The 23,451-nt window shown below is 69.3% G+C and carries 24 protein-coding genes; 10 read left to right on the forward strand and 14 right to left on the reverse strand.

What is annotated here, in order from left to right; all coding sequences use genetic code 11:
- Nucleotides 1-20 precede the first annotated feature (20 nt).
- Genes ACG00Y_RS05405 through kefF form a run of 4 tightly spaced genes read right to left on the reverse strand, consistent with a single transcriptional unit; the run spans nt 21 to nt 4,993 of the window.
- On the reverse strand, nt 21-1,937 hold the full coding sequence (locus tag ACG00Y_RS05405) for a protein kinase domain-containing protein (protein ID WP_394476696.1): 1,917 nt from the start codon (nt 1,935-1,937) through the stop codon (nt 21-23).
- Nucleotides 1,930-2,490 carry an ECF-type sigma factor gene (locus ACG00Y_RS05410; protein ID WP_394476698.1) on the reverse strand — a complete coding sequence of 187 codons (561 nt, stop codon included), beginning with the start codon at nt 2,488-2,490 and terminating at the stop codon, nt 1,930-1,932. The genes ACG00Y_RS05405 and ACG00Y_RS05410 overlap by 8 nt, the downstream gene beginning before the upstream one ends.
- A complete protein-coding gene (gene kefC / locus ACG00Y_RS05415; protein WP_394476700.1) occupies nt 2,487-4,346 on the reverse strand; it encodes a glutathione-regulated potassium-efflux system protein KefC in 1,860 nt (619 codons plus the stop codon). Before kefC ends, ACG00Y_RS05410 begins: the two co-directional genes overlap by 4 nt.
- Entirely contained in the window at nt 4,343-4,993 is a 651-nt protein-coding gene (kefF, locus tag ACG00Y_RS05420) for a glutathione-regulated potassium-efflux system oxidoreductase KefF (RefSeq protein ID WP_394476702.1), read from the reverse strand. Before kefF ends, kefC begins: the two co-directional genes overlap by 4 nt.
- A 44-nt stretch (nt 4,994-5,037) precedes the next feature.
- On the opposite strand from kefF, the gene ACG00Y_RS05425 reads away from it, so the two are divergent.
- Both ACG00Y_RS05425 and ACG00Y_RS05430 read left to right on the forward strand, forming a co-directional pair.
- Complete coding sequence (locus tag ACG00Y_RS05425) at nt 5,038-5,493, forward strand: MaoC family dehydratase (protein ID WP_394476704.1); 456 nt, start codon at nt 5,038-5,040, stop codon at nt 5,491-5,493.
- 35 nt (nt 5,494-5,528) lie between these two features.
- Nucleotides 5,529-6,434: a DUF808 domain-containing protein gene (locus ACG00Y_RS05430; RefSeq protein ID WP_394476706.1), complete on the forward strand. Its 906-nt coding sequence runs from the start codon at nt 5,529-5,531 to the stop codon at nt 6,432-6,434.
- A gap of 10 nt (nt 6,435-6,444) precedes the next feature.
- Here ACG00Y_RS05430 and ACG00Y_RS05435 read toward each other — a convergent pair whose 3' ends face one another.
- The 5 genes from ACG00Y_RS05435 to ACG00Y_RS05455 all read right to left on the reverse strand — a co-directional run bounded on the left by ACG00Y_RS05435 (nt 6,445) and on the right by ACG00Y_RS05455 (nt 11,567).
- Nucleotides 6,445-7,284, reverse strand: a complete 840-nt coding sequence (locus ACG00Y_RS05435) for a segregation and condensation protein A (protein ID WP_394476708.1) — start codon at nt 7,282-7,284, stop codon at nt 6,445-6,447.
- 3 nt (nt 7,285-7,287) lie between these two features.
- Entirely contained in the window at nt 7,288-7,491 is a 204-nt protein-coding gene (locus ACG00Y_RS05440) for a DUF3460 family protein (protein ID WP_394476710.1), read from the reverse strand.
- A 15-nt stretch (nt 7,492-7,506) separates the two neighbouring features.
- Nucleotides 7,507-9,153: a SulP family inorganic anion transporter gene (locus ACG00Y_RS05445; protein WP_394476712.1), complete on the reverse strand. Its 1,647-nt coding sequence runs from the start codon at nt 9,151-9,153 to the stop codon at nt 7,507-7,509.
- Between the two features lie 126 nt (nt 9,154-9,279).
- On the reverse strand, nt 9,280-11,325 hold the full coding sequence (metG, locus tag ACG00Y_RS05450; RefSeq protein WP_394476714.1) for a methionine--tRNA ligase: 2,046 nt from the start codon (nt 11,323-11,325) through the stop codon (nt 9,280-9,282).
- Nucleotides 11,326-11,384: 59 nt separating this feature from the next.
- Nucleotides 11,385-11,567, reverse strand: coding sequence for a hypothetical protein (locus ACG00Y_RS05455; protein ID WP_394476716.1), 183 nt, complete (start codon nt 11,565-11,567; stop codon nt 11,385-11,387).
- Between the two features lie 653 nt (nt 11,568-12,220).
- Here ACG00Y_RS05455 and minC point away from each other — a divergent pair.
- From minC to minE, 3 genes are read left to right on the forward strand one after another with little or no spacing between them, the layout of a single operon-like run.
- Entirely contained in the window at nt 12,221-12,979 is a 759-nt protein-coding gene (gene minC, locus ACG00Y_RS05460) for a septum site-determining protein MinC (RefSeq protein WP_394476718.1), read from the forward strand.
- 36 nt (nt 12,980-13,015) lie between these two features.
- Entirely contained in the window at nt 13,016-13,831 is an 816-nt protein-coding gene (gene minD, locus ACG00Y_RS05465) for a septum site-determining protein MinD (protein ID WP_394476719.1), read from the forward strand.
- Nucleotides 13,832-13,844: 13 nt separating this feature from the next.
- Nucleotides 13,845-14,108, forward strand: a complete 264-nt coding sequence (gene minE, locus ACG00Y_RS05470) for a cell division topological specificity factor MinE (RefSeq protein WP_394476721.1) — start codon at nt 13,845-13,847, stop codon at nt 14,106-14,108.
- Between the two features lie 5 nt (nt 14,109-14,113).
- Here minE and ACG00Y_RS05475 read toward each other — a convergent pair whose 3' ends face one another.
- The 3 genes from ACG00Y_RS05475 to ACG00Y_RS05485 form a co-directional block, all read right to left on the reverse strand.
- Nucleotides 14,114-14,353, reverse strand: a complete 240-nt coding sequence (locus ACG00Y_RS05475) for a VF530 family protein (protein ID WP_394476723.1) — start codon at nt 14,351-14,353, stop codon at nt 14,114-14,116.
- 179 nt (nt 14,354-14,532) lie between these two features.
- Nucleotides 14,533-15,123 carry a 1-acyl-sn-glycerol-3-phosphate acyltransferase gene (locus ACG00Y_RS05480; RefSeq protein ID WP_394476725.1) on the reverse strand — a complete coding sequence of 197 codons (591 nt, stop codon included), beginning with the start codon at nt 15,121-15,123 and terminating at the stop codon, nt 14,533-14,535.
- Between the two features lie 183 nt (nt 15,124-15,306).
- The gene (locus ACG00Y_RS05485; protein ID WP_394476727.1) at nt 15,307-15,585 is read right to left on the reverse strand and encodes a 2Fe-2S iron-sulfur cluster-binding protein; all 279 of its coding nucleotides are present in this window, start codon (nt 15,583-15,585) and stop codon (nt 15,307-15,309) included.
- On the opposite strand from ACG00Y_RS05485, the gene ACG00Y_RS05490 reads away from it, so the two are divergent.
- On the forward strand, nt 15,579-16,100 hold the full coding sequence (locus ACG00Y_RS05490; protein ID WP_394476728.1) for a M48 metallopeptidase family protein: 522 nt from the start codon (nt 15,579-15,581) through the stop codon (nt 16,098-16,100). The genes ACG00Y_RS05485 and ACG00Y_RS05490 overlap by 7 nt on opposite strands.
- Nucleotides 16,097-17,032, forward strand: coding sequence for a tRNA dihydrouridine synthase (locus ACG00Y_RS05495; protein ID WP_394476730.1), 936 nt, complete (start codon nt 16,097-16,099; stop codon nt 17,030-17,032). The genes ACG00Y_RS05490 and ACG00Y_RS05495 overlap by 4 nt, the downstream gene beginning before the upstream one ends.
- Before the next feature lie 64 nt (nt 17,033-17,096).
- Here the strand turns inward: ACG00Y_RS05495 and ACG00Y_RS05500 are convergent, their stop codons facing one another.
- On the reverse strand, nt 17,097-18,812 hold the full coding sequence (locus tag ACG00Y_RS05500; protein WP_394476732.1) for a methyl-accepting chemotaxis protein: 1,716 nt from the start codon (nt 18,810-18,812) through the stop codon (nt 17,097-17,099).
- 277 nt (nt 18,813-19,089) lie between these two features.
- Complete coding sequence (locus ACG00Y_RS05505) at nt 19,090-19,566, reverse strand: chemotaxis protein CheW (RefSeq protein WP_394476734.1); 477 nt, start codon at nt 19,564-19,566, stop codon at nt 19,090-19,092.
- Nucleotides 19,567-19,977: 411 nt separating this feature from the next.
- On the opposite strand from ACG00Y_RS05505, the gene ACG00Y_RS05510 reads away from it, so the two are divergent.
- The 3 genes from ACG00Y_RS05510 to ACG00Y_RS05520 are packed head-to-tail and all read left to right on the forward strand — an operon-like array spanning nt 19,978 to nt 23,407.
- Nucleotides 19,978-22,176, forward strand: coding sequence for a S9 family peptidase (locus ACG00Y_RS05510; RefSeq protein ID WP_394476736.1), 2,199 nt, complete (start codon nt 19,978-19,980; stop codon nt 22,174-22,176).
- A 5-nt stretch (nt 22,177-22,181) separates the two neighbouring features.
- Nucleotides 22,182-23,057 carry a hypothetical protein gene (locus ACG00Y_RS05515; RefSeq protein WP_394476738.1) on the forward strand — a complete coding sequence of 292 codons (876 nt, stop codon included), beginning with the start codon at nt 22,182-22,184 and terminating at the stop codon, nt 23,055-23,057.
- Complete coding sequence (locus ACG00Y_RS05520; RefSeq protein WP_394476740.1) at nt 23,054-23,407, forward strand: translation initiation factor Sui1; 354 nt, start codon at nt 23,054-23,056, stop codon at nt 23,405-23,407. The genes ACG00Y_RS05515 and ACG00Y_RS05520 overlap by 4 nt, the downstream gene beginning before the upstream one ends.
- The last annotated feature ends 44 nt before the right edge of the window (nt 23,408-23,451 follow it).

Raw genomic sequence — 23,451 nt, forward strand, 5'->3', positions numbered from 1 at the left:
TCTGCGGATCGGGGCCTGGCTCAGCGGGCAGGGCAGCCGGGCAGCCCGGCCTCGGTGGCCAGCGCCTGCGCCGCAGCCACATCGCTGGCGCAGCGGCGGGCGATCAGCGTGGCCAGCGGCTGCTTCAGGAAGGCCGCGCGCAGGCCGGTGCTGCCGCGCAGCAGCTGCAGCGCCCGCGCTTCGTCCTGCGGTGCGTCGACGAGGCTGGCGCGGTGCAGCAGCTGGCGGGCATGGTCGCTGGCGATGTAGGGCCGGGCGTGGGCGACATGGGCCAGCGCCTGGTTGACCGCAGCCAGCGCCTCGGCCCGGTGGCCGGTGGCGGCCTGCAGCTCGCTCAGCGCCAGCCAGGTCGCGGCATGGCCGCTGTCGTCGGGCGCGTCGGCGGCGTAGCGGGCCAGGGCCTGGCGCAGCAAGGCCTCGCGCTCGGCAGCGGCGGCGCCCTGGCGCATGCGCAGGTCGTGGCGGGCCAGCCACCATTCGGCGCGCAGCAGGCCGCGGGCCGGCAAGGCCTTGTCCAGCTCGGCCAGCAGTGCCGCCGACGCAGGCAGGTCCTGCTCGGCCAGCAGCGGCCACACCAGGCCCATGCCGGCGTACTGCGTGCGTTCGTGGCGCAGGCCCAGGCGTTGCTTGAGAAGGGCGTAGCGGCGCTCGCTCAAGGTGCGGCTGCGGCTGGCCTCGCCGAGGTAGTCGTGCAGCGTCGCGGTGATGCGCAGCAGCTCGTCCGCGGTGTCGGGGTCGGTGGGCAGCGTGGCCTCGATGCGGGCCATGCGCTGGGCCAGCAGGCGGCGCAGCGCGGCCTCGGGCTGGGCGGCGTCGGGGGCGCGGCGGTCCAGTGTCTTGAAGAGGTCCAGCAGATAGGCATTGGCGGCCTCGGCGCGGCGGGCCTCGCGGCGGGCGCTGTCGGCCTGCCACAGTGCGGCGGCCGTGCCGACCAGCAGCGCCGTGGCGCCCAGCAGCGGCCAGCGCTGGCGGCGCACGACGCAGGCGAGGCGGTAACCGCGCGCCTGCGGCAGCGCGGCCACGGGGCGGTGGTCGAGCAGGCGGTGGATGTCGCTGGCCAGCGCGTCGACATCGGCGTAGCGGTCGGCGGGCTCATGGGCCTGGGCGCGGGCGATGACGGCGGCCAGCGCGCGGCTGCGCTCGGGCGGCGGCACCAGCGCGGCCAGCACGCCGCCCAGGCCGTAGACGTCGGCGGCCACGGTCAGCGTCTCGCCGCGCTGCTGCTCGGGCGCGGCCAGGCCGGGCGTGAAGGCGCGTGGCCCGGCCGTGTGCAGCAGGCGGGCGATGCCGAAGTCCAGCAGCTTTACGCGGCCGTCGTCGCCGACGAGGATGTTGCCGGGCTTGAGGTCGGCATGCAGCACCAGGCGGGCGTGGGCGTGGCGCACGGCGTCCAGCACCTGCAGGAAGGCGATGAGGCGGCTGCGCAGCGGCTGGCCGGCCAGTGCGTCGGTGATGGGTCGGCCGGCCACCCATTCCAGCGCCAGCCAGGGCTGTGCGGCCTCGGCGCCGGCGTCGTAGAGCCGCGCGATGTGCGGGTGCTCCAGACCGATGAGCAACGCGCGTTCCTCGCCCAGCCGCTCGCTGAGGCGCTGGCCCGGGCGCGGCAGCTTGAGCGCGACACGGCGGCCGGCCATGGGCCCGTCCACCTGCTCGGCGCCCCAGACCTCGGCCATGCCACCTTCGCCGATGCGCTCGATCAGGCGGTAAGGGCCGATGTGCTGGCCGGGCGACGCCAACGCGGCGGTAGCCTCCAGCGCGGGCAGGTCGGGCAGAGCGGCCTCGCTGTCGTGCGCTTGCAGCAAGGCGCGCAGCGGCGCTGCGAGTTCGTCCGGTTGCGCGGCCAGCCAGGCCTCGCGCTCGGCGGCGCCCAGCGCCAGCGCCTCGTCGAATGCCGCCGACACCCGCGGCCACAGCGCGGCCGGGATGGGTTCAGGCATCGAGGTGCATCAAGAGGAAGGCGCGCGCCTTGGTCCAGTGCCGGCGCACCGTGCGGTCGCTCAGTCCCAGCGCCTCGGCCGTCTCGACCTCGGTGTAGCCGCCGAAGAAGCGCAGCTCGACGACGTTGGCCAGCGCGGGCTCCAGCGCCGTCAGCGCGTCGAGGGCGGCGTCCAGGGCCAGCAGCCGCTCGGCGTCCGCTTCGGGCGCGGCGGCGTCGACCATGGCCGTGTCCCAGCTCAGCGCCTGCCAGTCGCCGCCGTGCCGCTGGGCCTGGCGGCGGCGCAGGTGGTCGATGACGATGTGGCGCATGGCCTTGCTCGCCAGTGCGTAGAAATGATGGCGGTCGGCCAGCGGCGCGCCGGGTGCCTGGGCCAGGCGCAGGAAGCCTTCGTGCAGCAAGTCCTCGGTGGCCAGGCTGGGTGCGCCGGGGCCGCGCAGTCGGGCGCGCGCGATGCGCCGCAGCTCGGGGTAGACCAGCGGCCAGGCGGCCTGCGCGGCGGCGGCGTCGCCCCGGCGGGCGGCGTCCAGCAGCTCGGTCAGCGGCAGGCTCATCCCGGCTTGCCGTCCGTGGCGTCGTGCGGGTCCCAGCCGCCGCGCTGGGCCCGGCGTTGCGCCTCTTCGCCTTCACGTTCGGCGGCCAGCAGCTGCTCGAACTGCTGGCGGCCCAGCTTTGCGGCGGCGATCAGTGCGCCCTCGTCGCCCTGCAGCGGCGCCATGCGGTCTAGCACCTCGATGTTGTGGCGCCGAAAGCGCATGGCCTGGCGGCGTGCGGCGTGGGGCTCCATGCCGTTGATCTCCAGCACGCTGCGGGCGCTCATCAGCGCGGCGTCGAAGGTCTCGCGCTCGATGTGGCGCACGCCGGCCTCGTGCAGCTGGTAGTAGTGCTGCACATTGCGCGCGCGGGCCACGACGGTGAGCTGCGGGAAATGCTCGCGCGCCAGTTCGGCGATCTCCACGCTCTGGGAGATGTCGTCGATGGCGATGACAAGAATGCGGGCCGTCGCGGCGCCGGCGGTCCTCAGCATGTCCAGCCGCGTGGCGTCGCCGTAGTGCACGGTCCACTCGAAGCGGCGCAGCGTTTCGATGGCTTCGGCGTCGTGGTCCAGCACCGTGGCTTCCAGCCCGTTGGCACGCAGCATGCGGGCGACGACCTGGCCGTAGCGGCCGCTGCCGGCAATGATGATGGGCGCGGGCGGCGGCGGTGGGGCTTCGCCGCGCTTCTGGGCGCCACGGCGGGCGAGCTTCTGCGACATCAGTCGGTCGCCGCCGGTCAGCAGCAGCGGCGTCAGCGCCAGCGACAGCGCGACGGACGCGACCAGCGCGGAGTTCTGCGCCGCGTCGATCATGCCGTTGCCCTGCGCAAGCTGGAAGACGACAAAGCCGAACTCACCGCCCTGGGCCAGCAGGATGACGAAGGCCGGGCGCTCGACCAGCGGGATCTTCATCGCCTTGGCCATGACGCCGAGCACGACGATCTTGCAGACCAGCAGCGCGGCCACCAGCCCGGCGACGAGGCCCGGCTGCGCGGCAACCGCCTTCAGGTCCAGCCCCATGCCGACGGCGATGAAGAACAGACCCAGCAGCAGGCCCTTGAACGGCTCCAGGTCGGTCTCCAGTTCACGGCGGTATTCGCTCTCGGCCAGCAGCACGCCGGCCAGGAAGGCGCCCAGAGCCATCGACAGGCCCACGGCCAGCATCAGCGCGGCCGTGCCCATGACGAGCAGCAGCGCGGCGGCGGTGAAGATCTCGGGCGTCTTGCTCTGGGCGATCCAGCGCAGCGCCGGGCGCAGCAGCAGCCGGCCGCCGAAGATGATGACGACGACGGCGGCGATGGCCTTGGCCGCCGCGAGCCAGGTCTGGCCGTCGCCATCGTCATGCGCGCCGCTGAGCGCCAGGATGGGCACCAGCGCCAGCACCGGGATGGCGGCGATGTCCTGCAGCAGCGCGACGGACAGGATGCTCTCGCCCGCCGTCGTGCGGCCCAGGTTGCGCTCGGCCATCACCGCCAGCGCCACGGCCGTGGACGACATCGCCAAGCCGAGGCTGACGACAACGGTCAGCCGCCACGGGTAGCCCAGCGCCAGGCCGACCGCAGCGAGCACCGCCGCGCAGCCCAGCAGCTGTACGCTGCCCCAGCCGAAGATGGGCCTGCGCATGGCCCACAGCCGCTTGGGCTCCAGCTCCAGGCCGACGAGGAAGAGCATCAGCACGACGCCCAGCTCGGCCACCTCTGCGATGGCTGCGGACTCGGGCACCAGCCCCAGCACGGCCGGCCCGACGACGAGGCCGGCGACGAGATAGCCCAGGATGGAGCCGAGCCGCAGCCAGCGTGCCAGTGGCACGGCGACGACGGCCGCGCCGAGGAAAACGAGCGGCAACTGCAGCCACGCGCCATGGCCCGCGCTCATGCTGCACCGCCGATCGTCGAGAACAGCGGCGGCCGCTCGTCCAGTTCGACATCGTCCTCGTCACCCACAGGCGGCGCGGCCAGGTGCTCGCACCAGGCGGGGTAGTGCTGCAGCCGCTTCACGAACAGCTCGGCATGGGCGTTGATCTGGGCGTCCGTTGCGCGGTGTGCGGCGTGCAGGATCTGCGGTGGCAGGTAGTTCATGCCGCAGGTGCGGGCCGACTGCAGATAGGGCAGCAGGAACTCTTCGATGGCATGGTGGTTGTGGCCGCCCGGCGCATAGGCCTCGGCGCCGCCGCCGGTGGACGCGACCAGCCAGAAGTCCTTGCCATGAAGGGCCGTGCCGCCCGGGCCGTAGGCCCAGCCCAGGCGCGGCACTTCGTCCAGCCAGAGCTTCTGCAGCGCCGGCATGCTGTACCAGTAGATGGGGTGCAGCATGACGACGAGCTTGGCGGCCTCCAGCGCGCGCTGCTCGGCGTCGACGTGGATATGGAAGTCGGGATAGAGGCGGTAGAGGTCGCGCAGCTCCACGCGGCCGGCCACCGGCGAGGCGCGCAGCGCGGCGATCAGCGTGCGCGTGGCATGGGAGCGGCCCAGGTCGGGATGGGCGGCGAGCACGAGGATGTCGCGGGCGGTACTGTCGGGCATAGGCCGCTAGGGTAACTTCGCGCTGCGACCACTCACCGACCGTCATGCGCATCTTCGACACCCTCGCCGACCTGCAAGCCCTGATCGGCCAGCCCCTGGGCCACAGCGACTGGATCACCGTGGACCAGGCCCGCGTCAACGCCTTTGCCGAGGCGACCGAGGACCGGCAGTGGATACACGTCGACCCCGAGCGCGCCAAGGCCGGGCCGTTCGGCGGGCCGATTGCGCATGGCTTTCTGACGTTGTCGCTGATCCCCTACTTCTTCGAGACCGGCTTTGCGGTGCGCGAATCGCGCATGGTCCTCAACTACGGCCTCAACAAGGTGCGCTTCACGGCGCCGGTGCCGGTGGGCAGCCGGCTGCGCGCGGCGTTCAAGCTGCTGGCCATGGATGAGGTGGCTGGCGGCGCGGTGCAGCTGACGGTGGAAGTGGCCGTGGAAGCCGAAGGTGCGGCCAAGCCGGTCTGCGTCGCGGAGAGCCTGGCGCGACATTACCGCTAGCATCGCGGCCGTTCCCACGACTGCATCACCGCCCCATGGCCTCCAGCCTGCTCGCACTGCTCGACGACATCGCCACCATCCTCGACGATGTGGCGGTCATGACCAAGGTCGCCGCCAAGAAGACGGCCGGTGTGTTGGGCGACGACCTGGCGCTGAACGCCCAGCAGGTCACCGGCGTGAAGGCCGACCGCGAACTGCCGGTCGTCTGGGCGGTGGCCAAGGGCTCGATGGTCAACAAGGCCATCCTGGTGCCGGCGGCGCTGGCGATCGCGACCTTTGCGCCTTGGGCCATCACGCCGCTGCTGATGATCGGCGGCGCCTTCCTGTGCTTCGAGGGTTTCGAGAAGCTGGCGCACAAGTTCCTGCACAGCCAGGCCGAGGAGGAGGCCCACCACCAGGAGCTGGTGCAGGCCGTGGCCGACCCGCAGGTGGACATGGTCAAGTTCGAGCAGGACAAGATCAAGGGCGCCGTGCGCACTGACTTCATCCTGTCCGCCGAGATCATCGTCATCTCGCTGGGCACGGTGGCCGGCGTGGCCTTCCAGTCGCAGCTGGCCGTGCTGGTGGCCATCTCGCTGGCGATGACGGTGGGCGTCTACGGCCTGGTGGCCGGCATCGTCAAGCTGGACGACGCGGGCCTGTGGCTGTCGCAGCGTGCCAGCGCAGTGTCGCGCGCCATCGGCCGTGGCTTGCTGGCCTCAGCACCGTGGCTGATGAAGACCTTGTCGGTGGTCGGCACGGCGGCCATGTTCCTGGTGGGCGGCGGCATCCTGGTGCACGGCATCCCGGCGCTGCACCATGTCGTCGAGGGTTGGGTTGCCGGCCAGTCCTGGGGCGTGGCGGCGTTGATCGAGAACGCGGCCAATGGTGTTGCCGGCATCGTCGCCGGTGCGTTGGTGTTGGCCGTCTGGACGGGTATCCAGAAGCTGCGCGGCAAATAAGGCGGCGGGATCAGGTCGGCCGGTACGCCAGCCTGACGTAGATCGGCGCGAACGCCTCCGCCTGCGTGATCTCGAGCAGGCCTTCCTTGCCCAGCTCCAGCATGGCGATGAAGGTGACGACCAGCACGGCCTGACCGCGCGTCACGTCGAACAGCTGCTCGAACTCCACGAAGCGCTGGCCCTGCAGCCGGCGCAGCACGATGCTCATGTGCTCGCGCACCGACAGCTGCTCGCGGCTGATCTTGTGGTGCTGGTTAAGCTTGGCGCGCTTGAGGATGTCCAGCCAGGCCTCGCGCAGGTCGGCGGTGTTTACGTCCGGAAAGTTGGGCGCCAGCGACTGCTCGATGTGCACCTGGGCACGCAGGAAGTCCCGGCCCAGCACCGGCAGGCGGTCCAGCCGCGCGGCGGCGAGCTTCATCTGCTCGTACTCCAGCAGGCGCCGCACGAGTTCGGCACGCGGGTCTTCCACTTCCTTGCCGTCCTCGCTCTTCTTGGGCGGCAGCAGCATGCGCGACTTGATCTCGATGAGCATCGCCGCCATCAACAGGTATTCGCTCGCCAGCTCCAGGTTGTGGCGGCGGATCTGCTCGACATAGCTCAGGTACTGGCGCGTCACGTCGGCCAGCGGGATGTCGAGGATGTTGAAGTTCTGCTTGCGGATCAGGTAGAGCAGCAGGTCCAGCGGGCCCTGGAAGGCTTCCAGGAAGACCTCCAGCGCATCCGGCGGGATGTAGAGGTCCAGCGGCATCTGGAACAGCGGCTCGCCGTACAGGCGGGCCACTGCGACTGCGTCAACCACCTCCGGCAGCCCCGGCGCGGCTTGGCTGGGCTCGTCGGCCACCACCGTCACGGCTTACTTGTCAGACGTTTGGTAGACGTAGGGCTGCTGAGGCACCTTGGCTTCGTTGAAGCCGGCTTGCGCGCTGCGGTCCTGCTCCTTGTCCCACAGCAGCGCGCGGCCGGCGCGCTGTTCGGCTTCCAGCGTCGGGCGCTGGGCCTTGAGCTGCTCGATGAAGGCGGTGACTTCGGACTTGTAGGGCTTCCAGAACAGCGGCATGGTGGGTCTCTCTGACTAAGCGGGTGATTTTAGTTCGGCGAGCGAGGCCAGCATGCCCATGCCCAGTTCGTCGGCCAGGCCGGTGCTTTGCAGCAGCGCCAGCGGCTGGCCGCCCGCCTGCGCCAGCACCAGGCCCACGCCGCGCTTGCGCAGCGCACGGTGCAGGTCGCGCAGCGCCTCGACGCCGGAGCTGTCCAGCGTGACGAGGCGTTGCATGCCCAGCACCAGCAGGCGCGTGCCGGCGGGCAGTTGCTCGGGCAGCGGCTCCAGCTTGCCGACAGCGCCGAAGAAGAGGGCGCCGTCCAGCTCGTAGCCGACGACACCCGCCGGCAGCGCATGCTCCACCGGCCTGAGCGTGAACAACTGGCCCATGCGCCAGACGAAGAAGACGCAGGCCGCCACCAGGCCGACTTCCACCGCCACCGTCAGGTCGGTCACGACGGTCAGCACGAAGGTGCCCAGCAGCAGCAGCCGGTAGGTGATGTGAAAGCGCTGCAGCCGCGTGAACTCATGCCATTCGCCCATGTTCCAGGCGACGACCAGCAGGATGCCGGCCAGCGCCGCGAGCGGCACATGCGCGGCCAGCGGCGCGGCGGCGAGCAGGACGAGCAGCAGCGTCATTGCATGCACGACGCCGGCCACCGGGCTGGTGGCGCCGGCGCGGATATTGGTGACGGTGCGGGCGATGGTGCCCGTGGCCGGCAAGCCGGCGAACAGTGGCGCGGCGAGGTTGGCGATACCTTGCGCCATCAGCTCCTGGTTGGGGTCGTGGCGGGGCAGGTCGGGCGCCAGCTTGTCGGCCACGCGGGCGCACAGCAGCGACTCGATCGCGCCCAGCAGCGCCAGCGTGATCGTCGGTGTGACGAGCTGCTGCGCCGTGGCCCAGTCCAGCGTCGGCCAGCGCAGGGGCGGCAGGCTGCGCGGAATCTCGCCGAAGCGGCTGCCTATCGTCTCGAGCGGCAGGCTGAAGAAGGCCATGGCCAGCGTGGCGCCGACCAGCGCGATGACGGTGCCGGGCAGCAAGGCCAGCCAGCGGCGCGCGCCGCTCAGCGGCCGGTCGGGGCTGATGTTCTTCGGCCAGAGCATGACGATGGCCATGCAGGCCAGGGCCAGTGCCGGCGCCCAGGGGTTCAGCGACGCGATGTTCGCGGACAGCGCGCCAAGCTGGCCGAAGAAGTCGGCCGGCATCTTCTCTATGCTGAGTCCCAGGAAGTCCTTCAGCTGCGCCAGCGCGATCAGCACCGCGATGCCGTTGGTGAAGCCGGTGACGATGGCCACCGGGATGTAGCGCACCAGCACGCCCAGCTTGAGCGCGCCCATGGCCAGCAGCAGCAGGCCGGCGCCGAAGGTGGACAGCAGCAGGCCCTCCAGCCCGTGGCGCTGCACGATGCCGTAGACGACGACGATGAAGGCGCCGGCCGGGCCGCCGATCTGCACGCTGGAGCCGCCCAGCAGCGAGATCAGCAGCCCCGCGACGATGGCCGTGGCCAGGCCTTGCTCGGGCCGCAGGCCCGAGGCGATCGCAAAGGCCAGCGCCAGTGGCAGCGCGACGATGCCGACGGTCAGGCCGGCGCCGATGTCGGTGGCCAGCCGCGCACGGGAATAGCCCTCAAGCAGCGTCAGGCTACGCGGGCGAAAGGGATGCAGGCGGGGCAGGGACATTGGCTCTCCGAAGTAGGGCAGGCGACGCGGGTGGGCGTCGACTTCGGAGGGCCGCAGTGATGGCGCAGGGCGATGAAACGCCGGCGCCGCGACAAGCCCAGCGGCAGTCGCGGCGCGTGCATGGGTTCAGCGCACCCGCATGCCGGGCTGGGCACCGGCGTGGGGCTCAAGGACGAAGATGCCGGGTGTGGATTTCTCATCGGCATGGCTGGCAGCAAGGACCATGCCCTCGCTGATGCCGAACTTCATCTTGCGCGGCGCGAGGTTGGCGACCAGCACGGTCAGCTTGCCTTCCAGGTCTTCGGGTTTGTAGGCGGCCTTGATGCCGCTGAACACATTGCGCAGGCGGCCTTCGCCGGCATCCAGCGTAAGGCGCAGGAGCTTGTCACTGCCTTCGACATGCTCGGCCTTGACGATGAGCGCGATGCGCAGGTCGACCTTTGCGAAGTCGTCGATCTTGATCTCGGGGGCGATGTCCTCACCGCCGGGCACGACCTTGGGCGCGGGCGGGGCTTCAAAGAGCTGGTCCACCTTGGCCACGTCGACGCGCTGCATCAGGTGCTGGTAGGCGCCGATCTGGTGGGCACCGAGCGCGCGGGCGCTGTCCTTCCACTGCAGCGGCTCGACCTTCAGGAAGGCTTCCACCTGCGCGGCCAATGCCGGCAGCACCGGCTTGAGGTAGATGGTCAGCAGCCGGAAGGCCTCGATGCAGACGCTGCAGACATCGTGCAGCGCCGCGTCCATGCCCTCCTGCTTGGCCAGCTCCCAGGGCTTGTGCTGGTCGACGAACTCGTTGACCTTGTCGGCCAGCGCCATGATCTCGCGCAGCGCCTTGCCGAACTCGCGGGCCTCGTACAGCTCGGCGATGGCGCTGCTATGGCCGCGCAGTGCGTCCAGCAGCATGCGGCCTTCCACGCCCAGGTCGCCGCTCAGGTGGCCGCCGAAGCGCTTGCTCAGGAAGCCCGCCGCGCGCGACGCGATGTTGATGTACTTGCCGACCAGATCGCTGTTGACGCGGGCGGCGAAGTCCTCGGGGTTGAAGTCGATGTCTTCGACCTTGGCGTTCAGCTTGGCCGCGATGTAGTAGCGCAGCCATTCGGCGTTCAGGCCCAGGCTCAGGTACTTCAGCGGGTCCAGGCCGGTGCCGCGGCTCTTGCTCATCTTCTCGCCGCCGTTGACGGTCATGAAGCCGTGCACGAAGACGTGGTTGGGCGTCTTGCGGCCGCTGAAGTGCAGCATCGCCGGCCAGAACAGCGTGTGGAAATAGGTGATGTCCTTGCCGATGAAGTGGATCTGCTCCACCTGGTCTTCGGCCATGAAGGCATCGAAGTCCTTGGCCGTTTTGCCGAAGTAGTTCTTCAGCGACGCCAGGTAGCCGACCGGCGCGTCTAGCCAGACGTAGAAATACTTGCCCGGCGCGTCCGGGATCTCGATGCCGAAATAAGGCGCGTCGCGGCTGATGTCCCAGTCGCTGAGGCGGTTGTTGCCGTCCTCGTCCGGCTCGAACCACTCGCGGATCTTGTTCAGCACCTCGGGCTGCAGACGGCCGGGCTCCTGCGTCCACTTCGTCAGGAAGTCGACGCAGCGCGGGTCGCTCAACTTGAAGAAATAGTGCTCGCTGGTCTTCAGCACCGGCGTGGCGCCGGACAGCGTGGAGTAGGGGTTCTTCAGCTCGGTCGGCGCGTAGACGGCGCCGCAGCTCTCGCAGGAGTCGCCGTACTGGTCCTTCGCGCCGCACTTGGGGCATTCGCCCTTGATGAAGCGGTCCGGCAGGAACATGGACTTGGCCGGGTCGAAAAACTGCTCGATGGTCTTGGTCGTGATCAGCTCGTTGTGCCGCAGCGCCAGGTAGACCGACTTGGACAGCTCGTGGTTCTCCGGCCCGTCCGTGGAGTGCCAGTTGTCGAAACTGATGTGGAAGCCGTCCAGGTATTGCTGCCGGCCGGCAGCTATTGCCGCGACGAACTCTTGCGGTGTCTTCCCGGCCTTCTCGGCCGCGATCATGATCGGCGCGCCGTGGGCGTCGTCCGCGCAGACGAAGTGCACCTGCGAGCCCGCCATGCGCTGGTACCTCACCCAGATGTCGGCCTGCGTGTACTCCATGATGTGGCCGATGTGGAAACCGGCGTTCGCATAGGGCAGGGCGGTGGTGACGAAGAGCTGGCGGGACATGGGAGCGGGGTCGGGGAGGCGGACGGAACTGCGGATTTTAGGAGGCCGGGGCCAGGGCCTCAGGCTTGCGGCTCGGTCGGGCTGGCCGGGTCGGCTGCCACGTCGCCATCGGCCTGGGCCTCGTCGGGCGCGCTGCCGTCATCGGGCTTGCCGCTGGCCTTGCGCTGGCGCTTTTCTTCGGCCTTGCGTTTCTTGGCCAGCTCGCGCTGGCGTTTTTCATAGCTGTAGTTGGGGGTGGCCAAAATGGACTCTCCTTGAGGTGGCCGGCCCAATGTAGCTTGCGCCGAGGGGTGCAGCGCCCCCAAGTTGGCGCCGAAAGCTCCGCAGCGCCTCAAGGATCGCGGTTAAGTCACTGATTTGTAATACTTCTTTGAGCTATCCACCGAGTCTGTGGAAAACTTTGTGGAGAACTCCCCCTGAGCGCCGCCAAGCCCTTGTGTGATGCGGCTCCGCTTAGGTTGCTGCATTTTTAGGCAGGCCAGCGCGCCCTATATGAATCAACAACTTAGCGTCAGGCGCTGGGGTGCCGCTGGAATCCGTGCCGCCAGGGTCTGCGGTGCTTGACGGGTGCCAGATTTGGGGATAAGTCAAGCTGCGGCGGGCCGATGTCACGAATCCGTATGACAGAACGATGAGCTTGTCCCCGGCAACTGTGGACAAGTCTGTGGGCCGGCTGACGACAGCGACGCTAAGTGCTTGATCGGCAACCGCAGCGGCTGCATTGCCCGTTTTTGAGGCGCGGCCGGCCGGGCTTTTGGGGGCTGGCCCCAAGGGCCTGATGCCGGGCGGCGGCTAAACTCGCGCCCTTTTGAGCGGGGCGGCAGCGGCGCAGATGGTGGACACGACGAGGGACAGCAGCGGGCGCAGGAGCGCTGCGCGTGCCGGCACTTTCGAGATGAAATCGCGCCGCCTCAGCTTGCTGGGCCTGGTGCTGCACAGCGCCGACATGGCCGAGATCGCGGCGGATTGGGCAGCGCGTGCCGGCCAGGGCGGCTTCGAGCATGAGCCGGTCGTCATCGACCTGTCCCAGCTGCCGCGCGCGCCCGTCCCAGCGACGGCGCCGGTCGAAGGCCAGGCGCCACTGGCGCTGGACGGCCCGGCGCCGGTCGACCTGCGCGCCATCGTCGAGCTGCTGCGCGCCAGCCAGCTGCAGCCGGTGGCGGTGGCCGGCGCGACGGCCGAGGAGCTGTCCGTGGCCCATGCGCTGGGGCTGGCCGACGCCGCCGACGAGCCGGTCTCGGCAGCGCCGGCAGAGACCGTGCGCGAAGTCGTGCGCGAGATCACCGTCGAGAAGATCGTCGAGAAACCCGCCGCGCCCGTGCCGACGATGATCGTCGACAAGCCGCTGCGCTCCGGCCAGCGCATCTACGCCAAGGGCGGCGATCTGGTCGTGCTAGCGCTCGTCAACCACGGCGCCGAGGTGATTGCCGACGGCAGCGTGCATGTCTACGCGCCGCTGCGCGGCAAGGCGATTGCCGGTGCGCGTGGCGACACGGCGGCGCGCATCTACGCCCACAGCCTGGAGGCGGAGCTGCTGTCGATTGCCGGCATCTACCGCACGGCCGAGAACCCGCTGCCGGCCGAGGTGGCGGGCAAGCCGGCCCAGGTCTTGCTGGATGGCGAGAAGCTGCTGATGCTGCCGCTGTCCTTCTGAACACCCGATTGAACTGAACACAACAGGAAAGCTCAGATGACCAAGATCGTCGTCGTCACCTCCGGCAAGGGCGGGGTCGGCAAGACCACCACCAGCGCGAGCTTCGCCACAGGGCTCGCGATGCGCGGCCTCAAGACCTGCGTCATCGACTTCGACGTCGGCCTGCGCAACCTCGACCTGATCATGGGTGTCGAGCGCCGCGTGGTGTACGACCTGATCAACGTCGTCAACGACGAGATCAAGCTGACCCAGGCGCTGATCAAGGACAAGCAGCTGGACAAGCTCTACATCCTGGCCGCGTCCCAGACGCGCGACAAGGACGCGCTGAAGCAGGAAGGCGTGGAGCGCGTGCTGAACGAGCTGAAGGCGATGGAGTTCGACTACATCGTCTGCGACTCGCCGGCCGGCATCGAGACCGGCGCGCTGATGGCCATGCACTACGCCGACGAGGCGCTGGTGGTGACCAACCCCGAGGTCTCCTCGGTGCGCGACAGCGACCGCATCCTCGGCATGCTGAGCAGCAAGACCAAGCGTGCCATCGAAGGCGGCGACCCGGTCAAGGAGCACCTGCTCATCACGCGCTACAACCCGAACCGGGTCGAGGGCGGGCAGATGCTGAGCCTGGACGACATCCACGAGATCCTGCGCACGCCGCTGATCGGCGTCATCCCCGAGAGCGAGAGCGTGCTGCAGGCGTCCAACCAGGGCACGCCGGCCATCCACCTGGCCGACACCGACGTGGCCGAGGCCTACAAGGACGTCGTCGCGCGTTTTCTGGGCGAAGACAAGCCGATGCGCTTCACCGAGGCTGTGAAGCCGAGCTGGTTCAAGCGCGTCTTCGGCGGCAAGTGAGGGAGGCCGCACCATGGGATTCCTGAACTTTTTCCTCGGCGAGAAGAAGAGCTCGGCCAGCGTCGCCAAGGAGCGGCTGCAGCTCATCCTGGCGCACGAGCGCAACGGCCGCAGCAGCAGCCCCGACTACCTGCCGCAGCTGCAGCGCGAGCTGGTGGCCGTCATCAGCAAGTACGTGGCCATCAACCCCGACGACATCAAGGTGCACATGGAGCGCCAGGGTGATCTGGAGGTGCTGGAAGTGAAGATTGAATTGCCGGAGCCCGGCGGCCGCTAACGCCTCTAGCGTACTGCGCGGGCCTGCTCGCGCCGCATGAACAGGTAGAGGCTCTCCACCTTGGCGCGTGCCCACGGCGTCTTGCGCAGGAACTTCAGGCTGGACGCCACGCTGGGGTCGACCTGGAAGCACTTGATCGCGATGCGCTCACCCAGTTCGCGCCAACCGAAGTGCTCGACCAGGGCCGTGACAATGGCCTCCAGCGTCATGCCATGCAGCGGGTCTTTGGACAGGTTGGTGGGCATGGGCTGCAGTGTGTGTAGTAGGTGTTTTCAGTATTCGGGCCGAGCGCCGGGCCGCTCCCAAGCCGGCCCGTTATGGCGATGTGTTCGCGGCTCTATGCCGTGAACATCGCCGTCCCCTCGGGGGACCGACCGGACTCGCACGCGTTCAGCGGCGCGAGACTGGGCGAGGGGCTGCATTTCTATTCGTGTGTGAACTGGTCCGAGTTCTTGCCCTTGAACTGGGCGTAATAGCGCTTGATCTCTGCCATGTCCACATCCACGTCGCCGCTGGGGCGGAACAGCGGCCCCAGGCCCACGAGCTTGCGCGGATAGTCCATGTGCGCCATGACGATGGGCAGCTCGGCCGTGACGGCGATCCAGTAGAAGCCGGTTTTCCAGTAGATCGTCTTGCTGCGCGTGCCCTCGGGCGGCACGATGAGTTGCACCGGCCCGTCGGCGTTCTTCAAGGCCTCGGCCGAGGCGGCCACCAGGTTGTTGGACTTGCTGCGGTCCACCGGGATGCCGCCCAGCCAGCGCATGACGCCGCCGAATGGGAACCTGAAGATGGCCGCCTTGCCTATCCAGTAAGGCGTCAGCCGCAGCGCGAACGACGCGAACAGCGTGTAGGGCAGGTCCCAGTTGCTGGTGTGCGGCGCGGCGATGAAGACGCTCTTGCGGGCCTCGGGTGGCAACTGGCCCTGGACGGTCCAGCCGGCCAGCTTCAGCCACGCCAGCGAGAGCCCGCGCAGCAGGGTGCTGATGACGGGCGTCGTGAAGATGGTGCGGTGCATGGCCGGGATTGTCCCGGCTGAACCCCTGCCCGAAACTGAGGCAGGTTAAGAAAAGCCCTGAACGAGCAAGCACTTGAGGCATCCGCACGCAGGCTGTTCACGGGTTTGTCCACAGGCGCTGTGGATGGCGGCCACGGCACTGCGCGCCGAACGGCCGGGGCTGGCGCCTGCCGCACCTGAGGTTCAGGCCCGCCGCAGCATCAGGTCGCTGCGCGGCTCGGCCACGCAGGGCAGGATCAGCCCCTGGGCCTTTTCCTCGGCGGAGAGGCCGGGCCAGGGGATGCGGTGCTCGACGCGGCCGTCGACCAGAAGGCTGATGCAGGTGCGGCAGGTGCCGTTGCGGCAGGACCAGGGCAGGGCGATGCCGGCGGCCAAGGCGGCGAGGAGCAGGGGCTGGTCCGGCGCACAGTCGAAAATGGCGCCCTGCGGCTCCAGCCTGATCCTGAACTTCTCCGATGTCATCGCCCCATCTTGCCAGCCCAAGCACCGCCGCCCGCTACCTCGCTGGCTATCTGCCCGAACTGATTGCCCAGGCCGAAGGTTTGCGTGCCGAGGGCCGTCTGGCCAACTACCTGCAACGCCGCTTTCCCGAGCGCCACGAGGTGCGCAGCGACTCGGCGCTGTTTGCCTATGTGCAGGACCTGAAGACCCGCCACCTGCGCAATGCCGAGCCGCTGAACTTCGTCGGCTATGACGCCAAGCTGCGCGTGCTGCAGCACGCCCTGGGCACGCACACGCGCCGCACGCAGGTGCAGGGGGCCAAGCTGAAGATGCGCCGCGAGATCCGTGTGGCCACGCTGTTCAAGGAGGCACCGGCCGCGCTGCTGCGCATGATCGTCGTGCACGAGCTGGCCCACCTGCGCGAGCTGGAGCACAACAAGGCCTTCTACCAGCTGTGCCGGCACATGGAGCCGGACTACTTTCAGCTGGAGTTCGATCTGAGGCTGTACCTGATGCATCAAGAGGAATTGAAATGATCCTGTTGGCGCCGATGGAAGGCCTGCTCGACCACATCCTGCGCGACGTGCTGACCCGCGTCGGCGGCGTGGACCGCTGCGTGTCGGAGTTCATCCGCGTGACCGACCAGCTGCTGCCTAACCGTGTCTTCACGCGCATCGTGCCGGAGCTGATGAACGGCGGCCGCACGGCGGCGGGCGTGCCGGTGCATCCGCAGCTGCTGGGCTCCGACGTGACCTGCCTGGCCGAGAACGCCGCTCGCCTGGCGGAGCTGAAGCCCGAGGGCATCGACCTCAACTTCGGCTGCCCGGCCAAATGTGTGAACCGCCATCGCGGCGGTGCGGTGCTGCTGGACGAGCCCGAGCTCATCCACGAGATCGTCGCCGCCGTGCGCCGCGCGGTGCCGGCCGAGGTGATGGTGAGCGCCAAGATGCGCCTGGGCTACATGGACGACAGCCGCACGCTGGATGTGGCCCGCGCCATCCACGCGGCCGGCGGCAGCGAGATCGTCGTCCACGCCCGCACCAAGGCCGATGGCTACAAGCCGCCGGCCTATTGGGAGCGCATCGCCGCCGTGCGCGAGGCGGTGCCCATCACCGTCATCGCCAACGGCGAGATCTGGACGGTGGAGCATGCCGGGCTGGCCCGCGAGCGCAGCGGCTGCGAGCACCTGATGCTGGGTCGCGGCATGGTGGCCGACCCGGGCCTGGCGTTGCGTATCGCCGGGCAGCGCGACTCGCAGCTGCCGTGGGCCGAACTGCTGCCGCTGATGCAGGTCTTCTTCGACCAGGTCCGCGGCCACGTCGCCGCCAAGCACCAGGGCGGGCGGCTCAAGCAGTGGCTGCACTACCTGAAGCGCGCCTACCCGGAGGCGGAGACGGCCTATGTAGAGCTGCGCACCATCAACGCGGCGGACGAGCTGGCGCAACGACTGTTCGGCGCAGCACCCTGACGCGCCAGGCGTGAAGAACCCCGCCCGGTTGGGCGGGGTTGCTGTGCAGGACTGCCGGGTAAGTTCAGAAGGACTCCCAGGCCATGTCGGCCTCCGCAGCCTTGGGCTTGGACTGCGGCGCAGGGCTGGCTGCTGCCGGCCGGGCCGGCTTCGCAGCAGGGCGGGGCTTGTGCTGAGCCGGCGCGCGTGCGCTGGCGGGTGTGGCGCCCAAGCTGGCGGGGCTGCTGGACGAGTGGGCGATGCGGAAGACCGCCACCGCGCTGGACAAGGCTTCGGCCTGGTGGGACAGGCTGCTGGCAGCGGCGGCGCTTTCCTCCACCAGCGCAGCGTTCTGCTGGGTGACGTGATCCATCTGTGTGACGGCCGTGTTGACCTGCTCGATGCCGCGGCTTTGTTCGCTTGCGGTGCTCGCGATCTCGCCGATCAGGTCGTTGACCTTGCGCACCTGCTCGACGATGGCCTGCATGGCCTCGCCCGCATCGGCCACCTGGCGGCTGCCCGTCTCGACCCGTTCGACGCTGGCGCTGATCAGCCCCTTGATCTCCTTGGCTGCCTCGGCGCTGCGCTGTGCCAGGGTGCGCACTTCGCTGGCCACGACGGCGAAGCCGCGGCCCTGCTCGCCGGCGCGGGCGGCCTCGACGGCGGCGTTCAGCGCCAGGATGTTGGTCTGGAAGGCGATGCCGTCAATGACGCCAATGATGTCGACGATCTTGCGGCTGCTGGTGCTGATCTCGTCCATCGTGCCGACGACCTGGCCCACCACCTCGCCGCCGCGGCCGGCGGCTTGGCTGGCTTCTGCGGCCAGGCCGCTGGCAGCGCGCGCCGTGTCGGCACTCTGGCGTACTGTCGCGGTCAGCTCTTCCATCGAGCTTGCGGTTTCCTGCAGGCTGGAGGCTTGCTGTTCGGTACGGCTGGAGAGGTCCTGATTGCCGGCGGCGATCTGGCTGGAGGCCGTGGTCACCGAATCGACGCCCGAGCGCACCTCGCCGACGACGCGGCGCAGTGCCTCCACGGTGTCGGCCAGGGCCTTCTGCAGCTCGCCCAGTTCATCGCGGCGGTCGGTGACGACGCTGATCGTCAGGTCGCCGCCCGCCACTGTCTTCAGGTCACCGACGACAACGGCCATTGGCTGTGTGATGGAGCGCGTGACGAGCAGGCCGGCCACGACCGCCATGAGCAGGCCGAGCAGCGTGCCACCCAGCGACATCATCGTGACCCGGTCGATGGTGGCGTAGGTCGATTCCCCAGCCTCGGCCATCAGCCGTTCCTGGAAATGCGTCAGGCCGCTGAGTTCCTTCATGTAGCTCAGCTGCAGCGGGCGCAGCTTGTCCAGCAGCAGGGTCTGGGCTGCCGCCATGTCACCCGCCTTGACCAGGCTGAGGAACTCGGTCTGGCTGGCCACGAAGGCGCCGCGCTCCGTCTGCAGCTTCTCGAATTGCTTGTGGCCCTCGTCGGTGTTGATGCGCTTGTCCAGATCCTCGTAGTGCTTGGTGATGCGATCGCGGGCATCCGCGATGATCTGCAGCTCGGGCCTGCGCTTGTCCTCGCTGTCCAGCAGCAACAGGTTACGCATGGCGCGGGCCTGCACATTGACGTCGTCACCGATCTCCTTGGCGAGCTTCACCTTGACGTAGCGGTCCTTCAGCACCGAGTCCGTGTCGGCGCGCACGGCCCTGAGGCCAAGCCAGCCGTTGACGGCCATGGCGACCATCAACAGGGCCACCAGCGCAAAGGCGGCGCCGAGGCGGGTGCCGATGCGAAGATTCTTCAGTGCATTCATGGGGTCTCCTGGTTCGCGGAGGTCAGCGTGGGGGGGGCCAAGGACGCCTCCGTGGGCGGCCTGCGGGGCGCGGCCGTTTCTCGGCCTTGGCCATGGATGGGCTAAGCCCGGGGCTCCACACTCGCCAAGGCGGTCACAAAGGTGTTTCCGGGCTTGGTGTGTGAACGTCCCAGGGTCTTGGGATGGGCCGGCAGCGTGGGCGAACGGCGCTTGGGCCAGCGGGCGCCGCTGCGCAGCTTTGCCGGGCGCCGATGAGCCTTGTGCTGTGCATGGACGATCACAGGCCGCGCAGCAGCGCATTCAGGTCGATGAGGAGCAGCATGCGTCGGCTCTCGGCGGTCTCCATACTGGCCAAGCCGACGATGTGGTCGGCGTCCACATGGCTGCCCAGGCTGGGCCGGGGCTGCACCTGCTCGGGCGTCAAGGCCACGACATCGGACACCGAGTCGACGACGAGCCCGACCGTGCGGCCCGCAACGGTGACGATGACGATGACGGTCTCCGGCCCGACCTCTGCGGGCAGGCCCATGCGGTGGCGCAGGTCGATGATGGGCACGATGACGCCGCGCAGGTTGGTCACGCCCAGCAGGTAGCTGGCCGCGTTGGCGATACGCGTGGCCGGCTCGAATCGGCGGATCTCCTGCACCGCCAGGATGTCGATGCCGTATTCCTCGGCGCCCAGGCGGGAGGTGAGGACCTCCAAGGGAGCTGCAGCGGCCACGGCTTGTTGTTCGATGACGGAAATGGCGGTCATGGTCGTCCTTTGTTGATTTTTAAATGATAAATTTGATAAGTAAAATGGCAAACGGAGGCGCGCTACAGAATCGACCGTGGCGTGGAGGAATTCGCGCCGTGGCCTGATGAAATCGGCATCTGGTCGTCACGCAAGGGGCGCTCGGTGCTTCGCTGGAATGACTTGCCTTGCCGGATTCATTTGATAAATCTGGTTCTCATGGCCTCAGCAACGGCGGCCTGGGCAGTTGTTGGCTCAACCTGGCTTGGTGAAGCGTGGACAGGGCTTGGGCGCTCTCCAGACGGCCGGTGACGACCGTGGTGGTGGCATCGCCGGCTGGGTGGACGAGGACTTTGCACTCGCAACCATCCCGTTGCCCGCTGGGCGAGGGCAGGGCGGCAGCGCGGATAGCATGCCGTGATGAAGATCCTCATGACCCTTCTGGTCAGCGCCTGCGCCACAAGCGCCACGTTGGCCCAGACTCCCGCCCTCACCCTCGAACGCATCACCGCCGACCCGCCGCTGGCCGGCCGCCTGCCGCGCCAGGCGGAGATCTCGCCGGGCGGGCAATGGGTCAGCTTCCTGCGGCCTTCGCAGACCGACAGCGAGGTGCTGGAGTTGTGGGCTCAACCCGGTTCGGGCGGCGAGCCGCGCAAGCTCGTTGCCGCAGCCGACCTGCTCGGCGGTGCCGAACAAAAGCTCAGCGAGGCGGAGAAGATGGCGCTGGAGCGCCAGCGCATCAGCCAGCGCGGCATCACTGGCTACCAGTGGTGCGGCGGTGACGACAGCGCGCTGCTGTTCCCGCTGTCGGGAGACCTCTACCTCGTGCGCCTGACGGCTGCGGGGCCGCAGGCGCAAAAGCTCGCGCTCGCCGCCGGCGCGCCCAAGCTGGAGCCGCGCTGCGCGCCGGACGGCAAGCGCCTGGCCTATGTGCAGGGCGGCAATCTCTTCGTGCTGCCGCTGTTGGCCGGCGCGACACCACGCCAGCTGACGTCGGACGGCAGCGAGACCGTCACCTGGGGGCAGGCCGAGTTCATCGCCGCCGAAGAGCTGTCGCGCCAGCGCGGCTATTGGTGGTCGCCAGACGGCCGGTCGCTGCTGGCGCTGCGGGTCGACGAGTCCGGTGTCGGCGTCAAGACGCGCGCGCAGATCTTTGCCGACCGCACGGAGATGACGCAGCAGCGCTACCCTGCGGCGGGCGAGCGCAATGCGGAGGTCGTCGCGGCCGTCATAGACGCCACCACCGGCCGACAGGACTGGGTGCTGCCGCCGCCGGACGCCGAATACATCGGTCGGGCAGGCTGGTTCCGTGACGGCACGCCCTGGCTGCAGTGGTTCAACCGCGCGCAGACGCGGCTGACGCTCGCCGAGTTCAAGGCCGGCGTACCGAGGTACATCACCATCGAGAACGACAGCGCCTGGGTCGAAGTGCACGACGACCTCATCGAGACGCCGCGCGGCTTGCTGTGGTCCAGCGAGGCCTCGGGCCGGCGCCAGTTGCTGCTCATCGACCGCGCCACCGGCACGCGCACGCCGCTGACGCAGGCCGCCGAGCCGGTCGCGCACGCCATCTGTGCCAACGAGAAGAACGTCGTCTTCGCCGCCTACGGCGACCGCGGCAAGGTGCAGGAGCTGTACGTCATGCCGCTGGCCGGTGGCCGCGCGAAGCCGCTGGCAGGCGCAGGCAACCGCCAGTGGCGCGACGCCAAGGCCGATGCCGGCTGCGCGCGCCTGCTGGTCACCCGCTCCGCCTGGGGCTCGCCGCCCCGGCTGGAACTGCGCGGCCTGGACGGCGCCCATGCCATCGCGCTGGCCGGCGACCCGCCCGACCCGGCGCTGCGCCAGTTCAGCAACACGCCTTTGGCACTGGACCTGACAGCCGCCGACGGCCGCACGCCGCTGAACGCCTTCTTCTTCCCCACCCGAGACGGTCGCCCGGGCAAGCACCCCGTCATCGTCATGGCCTATGGCGGCCCGGGTGCGGCCACCGTCAACTGGGCCTGGGGCCGTGACCTGCCGCTGATCGCGTACTGGCAGCAGCGCGGCTACGGGGTGCTGATGCTGGACACGCGTGGCATGGCCCACCGCGACCGCGCGTTCACGCGCGCCCACCACCGCGCCTTTGGTCAGGTCGAGGTGGCTGACCTGTTCGCCGCCGTGCGCCAGCTGCCCACCCGCGTGCCCGGCGTCGACGCGGCCCGCATCGGCTTCTTCGGCTGGAGCTACGGCGGCTACCTCGGCGCGCGTGCGGTGCTGGACGCCGACACGCCGTTCGCCGCGGCGGTCGCGGTCGCGCCGGTGACCGACTGGACGCTCTACGACACCGCTTACACGGAGCGTTATCTCGGCCTTCCCGAAGAGGGCAAGGCCGCGCCATACGCCAGCGCCAACCTGCCTTCGCGCGCTGCGCTATTAGCCAAGCCGCTGCTGCTCGTGCACGGCACGGCGGACGACAACGTGCTGTTCGAGCACACGCTGCGCCTGGTGGAGGCGCTGCAGAACGCCGGCAAGACCTTCGACCTGCAGATCTACCCCGGCAAGGCCCACGGCATCGCCGGCCGCGCGGCGCGGCTGCATCTGTACCGCTCGATGGACGCGTTCTTCGAGCGTCATCTGGCGCCGGGCCGCTGACGCGCATGCCCAGCCGTCGCTACTTGCTGGCCGCTGCACTCGCGCTGCCCTGCGCGCATGCGTCCGCGCGTCCGCTGGTGGTCACGCTGCGCGCGCCGGACGGTGCAGCCGACCCGCGCAACGACTTCATCGGCGGCATTGCGCGGCTGGCGCTGGAGCGCACGCGCGACAGCCATGGCAGCTACACGCTCGCGCGGTCGGTGCCCATGAACAACCTGCGCGCGCTGCGGGCGGCGGCGCAGAACGACCCGCCCAATCTGCTGCTGCCGGTGGCACCCGATGTGGGCCGCGAGGCCGGGCTGGCCGCCGTGCCCTTTCCCATCCACCTCGGCGTGCACGGCTACCGTGTCTGCTTCGTCAACCCGGCGCGGCGCGAGCAGTTGCGGGCGGTGCGCAGCCTGGCGGACCTGCGCCCCTTCCTGCACGTGCAGGGCAGGGACTGGGCCGACGTCAGCGTGCTGCGCGCCAACGGCCTGAAGGTGGTGGAGGTGACGTCCTACCCGGCCATGTTCCAGATGGTGGCGCTGGGCCGCGTCGACCTGTTCTGCCGCAGCATCCTCGAAGCGGGGCCGGAGCTGGAGCGCCACGCCGGGCTGTCCGGGCTGGTGCTGGACGACAGCCTGCTGCTGGCCTACGACATGCCCAGCTTCTTTCATACCCACCCGTCCAACACGGCGCTGATCGCGCGCATGACCGAGGGGCTGAAGCGCGCCTACGCGGACGGCAGCCTGCAGGCGCTGCTGCGCCAGCGCCTGCAACCCCACGAGCCGGTGCTGCAGCTGGCGCGGCGCCGCGTCATCCGGCTCGCATCGCCGCCGGGCTGGCCCGATGCCGGCGAGCCGCGGCTGACGCCCGAACAACTGATGAAGAGCCTGAGATGAACGGAACTCGCCTGGTCTATTCCACCGACTTCGGCCGCGCCTGCGCCGGCTGCGGCCAACCCCAGGCCCAGTGCACCTGCAAGGCCAAGCAGCGCCCCACCGGCGACGGCGTCGTGCGCGTGCGCCGCGAGACGGCCGGCCGCAAGGGCAAGGGCGTCACGGCCATCCACGGCCTGCCGCTGGACGACGCGGCGCTGACGGCGCTGGCCAAGCAGCTCAAGGCCCTGTGCGGCAGCGGCGGTACGGCCAAGGACGGCGTCATCGAGATCCAGGGCGACCACCTGGAGAAGGTCATGGCCTGGCTGCAGGCGCGCCCCGAGGGCTGGACGGTCAAGCGGGCCGGCGGCTGAACCGCCCCGCGTTCGCGGGCCCCGTGAAAGTCTGGAGCCGAAAA

It is taken from the genome of Pelomonas parva, from assembly GCF_043555835.1.
GTDB classification, from domain to species: Bacteria; Pseudomonadota; Gammaproteobacteria; order Burkholderiales; family Burkholderiaceae_C; genus Pelomonas; species Pelomonas parva.

Bases quoted from the DNA above. Each gene is read 5' to 3' on its own strand.
- kefF (WP_394476702.1), bottom strand. From the start codon at position 4,993: ATGCCCGACAGTACCGCCCGCGACATCCTCGTGCTCGCCGCCCATCCC.
- kefC (WP_394476700.1), bottom strand. From the start codon at position 4,346: ATGAGCGCGGGCCATGGCGCGTGGCTGCAGTTGCCGCTCGTTTTCCTC.
- ACG00Y_RS05485 (WP_394476727.1), bottom strand. From the start codon at position 15,585: ATGACATCGGAGAAGTTCAGGATCAGGCTGGAGCCGCAGGGCGCCATT.
- ACG00Y_RS05430 (WP_394476706.1), top strand. From the start codon at position 5,529: ATGGCCTCCAGCCTGCTCGCACTGCTCGACGACATCGCCACCATCCTC.
- ACG00Y_RS05500 (WP_394476732.1), bottom strand. From the start codon at position 18,812: ATGAATGCACTGAAGAATCTTCGCATCGGCACCCGCCTCGGCGCCGCC.
- ACG00Y_RS05495 (WP_394476730.1), top strand. From the start codon at position 16,097: ATGATCCTGTTGGCGCCGATGGAAGGCCTGCTCGACCACATCCTGCGC.
- ACG00Y_RS05405 (WP_394476696.1), bottom strand. From the start codon at position 1,937: ATGCCTGAACCCATCCCGGCCGCGCTGTGGCCGCGGGTGTCGGCGGCA.
- minC (WP_394476718.1), top strand. From the start codon at position 12,221: ATGAAATCGCGCCGCCTCAGCTTGCTGGGCCTGGTGCTGCACAGCGCC.
- ACG00Y_RS05510 (WP_394476736.1), top strand. From the start codon at position 19,978: ATGACCCTTCTGGTCAGCGCCTGCGCCACAAGCGCCACGTTGGCCCAG.
- minD (WP_394476719.1), top strand. From the start codon at position 13,016: ATGACCAAGATCGTCGTCGTCACCTCCGGCAAGGGCGGGGTCGGCAAG.
- metG (WP_394476714.1), bottom strand. From the start codon at position 11,325: ATGTCCCGCCAGCTCTTCGTCACCACCGCCCTGCCCTATGCGAACGCC.
- ACG00Y_RS05425 (WP_394476704.1), top strand. From the start codon at position 5,038: ATGCGCATCTTCGACACCCTCGCCGACCTGCAAGCCCTGATCGGCCAG.
- ACG00Y_RS05520 (WP_394476740.1), top strand. From the start codon at position 23,054: ATGAACGGAACTCGCCTGGTCTATTCCACCGACTTCGGCCGCGCCTGC.
- ACG00Y_RS05480 (WP_394476725.1), bottom strand. From the start codon at position 15,123: ATGCACCGCACCATCTTCACGACGCCCGTCATCAGCACCCTGCTGCGC.
- ACG00Y_RS05490 (WP_394476728.1), top strand. From the start codon at position 15,579: ATGTCATCGCCCCATCTTGCCAGCCCAAGCACCGCCGCCCGCTACCTC.
- ACG00Y_RS05515 (WP_394476738.1), top strand. From the start codon at position 22,182: ATGCCCAGCCGTCGCTACTTGCTGGCCGCTGCACTCGCGCTGCCCTGC.
- ACG00Y_RS05475 (WP_394476723.1), bottom strand. From the start codon at position 14,353: ATGCCCACCAACCTGTCCAAAGACCCGCTGCATGGCATGACGCTGGAG.
- minE (WP_394476721.1), top strand. From the start codon at position 13,845: ATGGGATTCCTGAACTTTTTCCTCGGCGAGAAGAAGAGCTCGGCCAGC.
- ACG00Y_RS05445 (WP_394476712.1), bottom strand. From the start codon at position 9,153: ATGTCCCTGCCCCGCCTGCATCCCTTTCGCCCGCGTAGCCTGACGCTG.
- ACG00Y_RS05410 (WP_394476698.1), bottom strand. From the start codon at position 2,490: ATGAGCCTGCCGCTGACCGAGCTGCTGGACGCCGCCCGCCGGGGCGAC.
- ACG00Y_RS05440 (WP_394476710.1), bottom strand. From the start codon at position 7,491: ATGCCGCTGTTCTGGAAGCCCTACAAGTCCGAAGTCACCGCCTTCATC.
- ACG00Y_RS05505 (WP_394476734.1), bottom strand. From the start codon at position 19,566: ATGACCGCCATTTCCGTCATCGAACAACAAGCCGTGGCCGCTGCAGCT.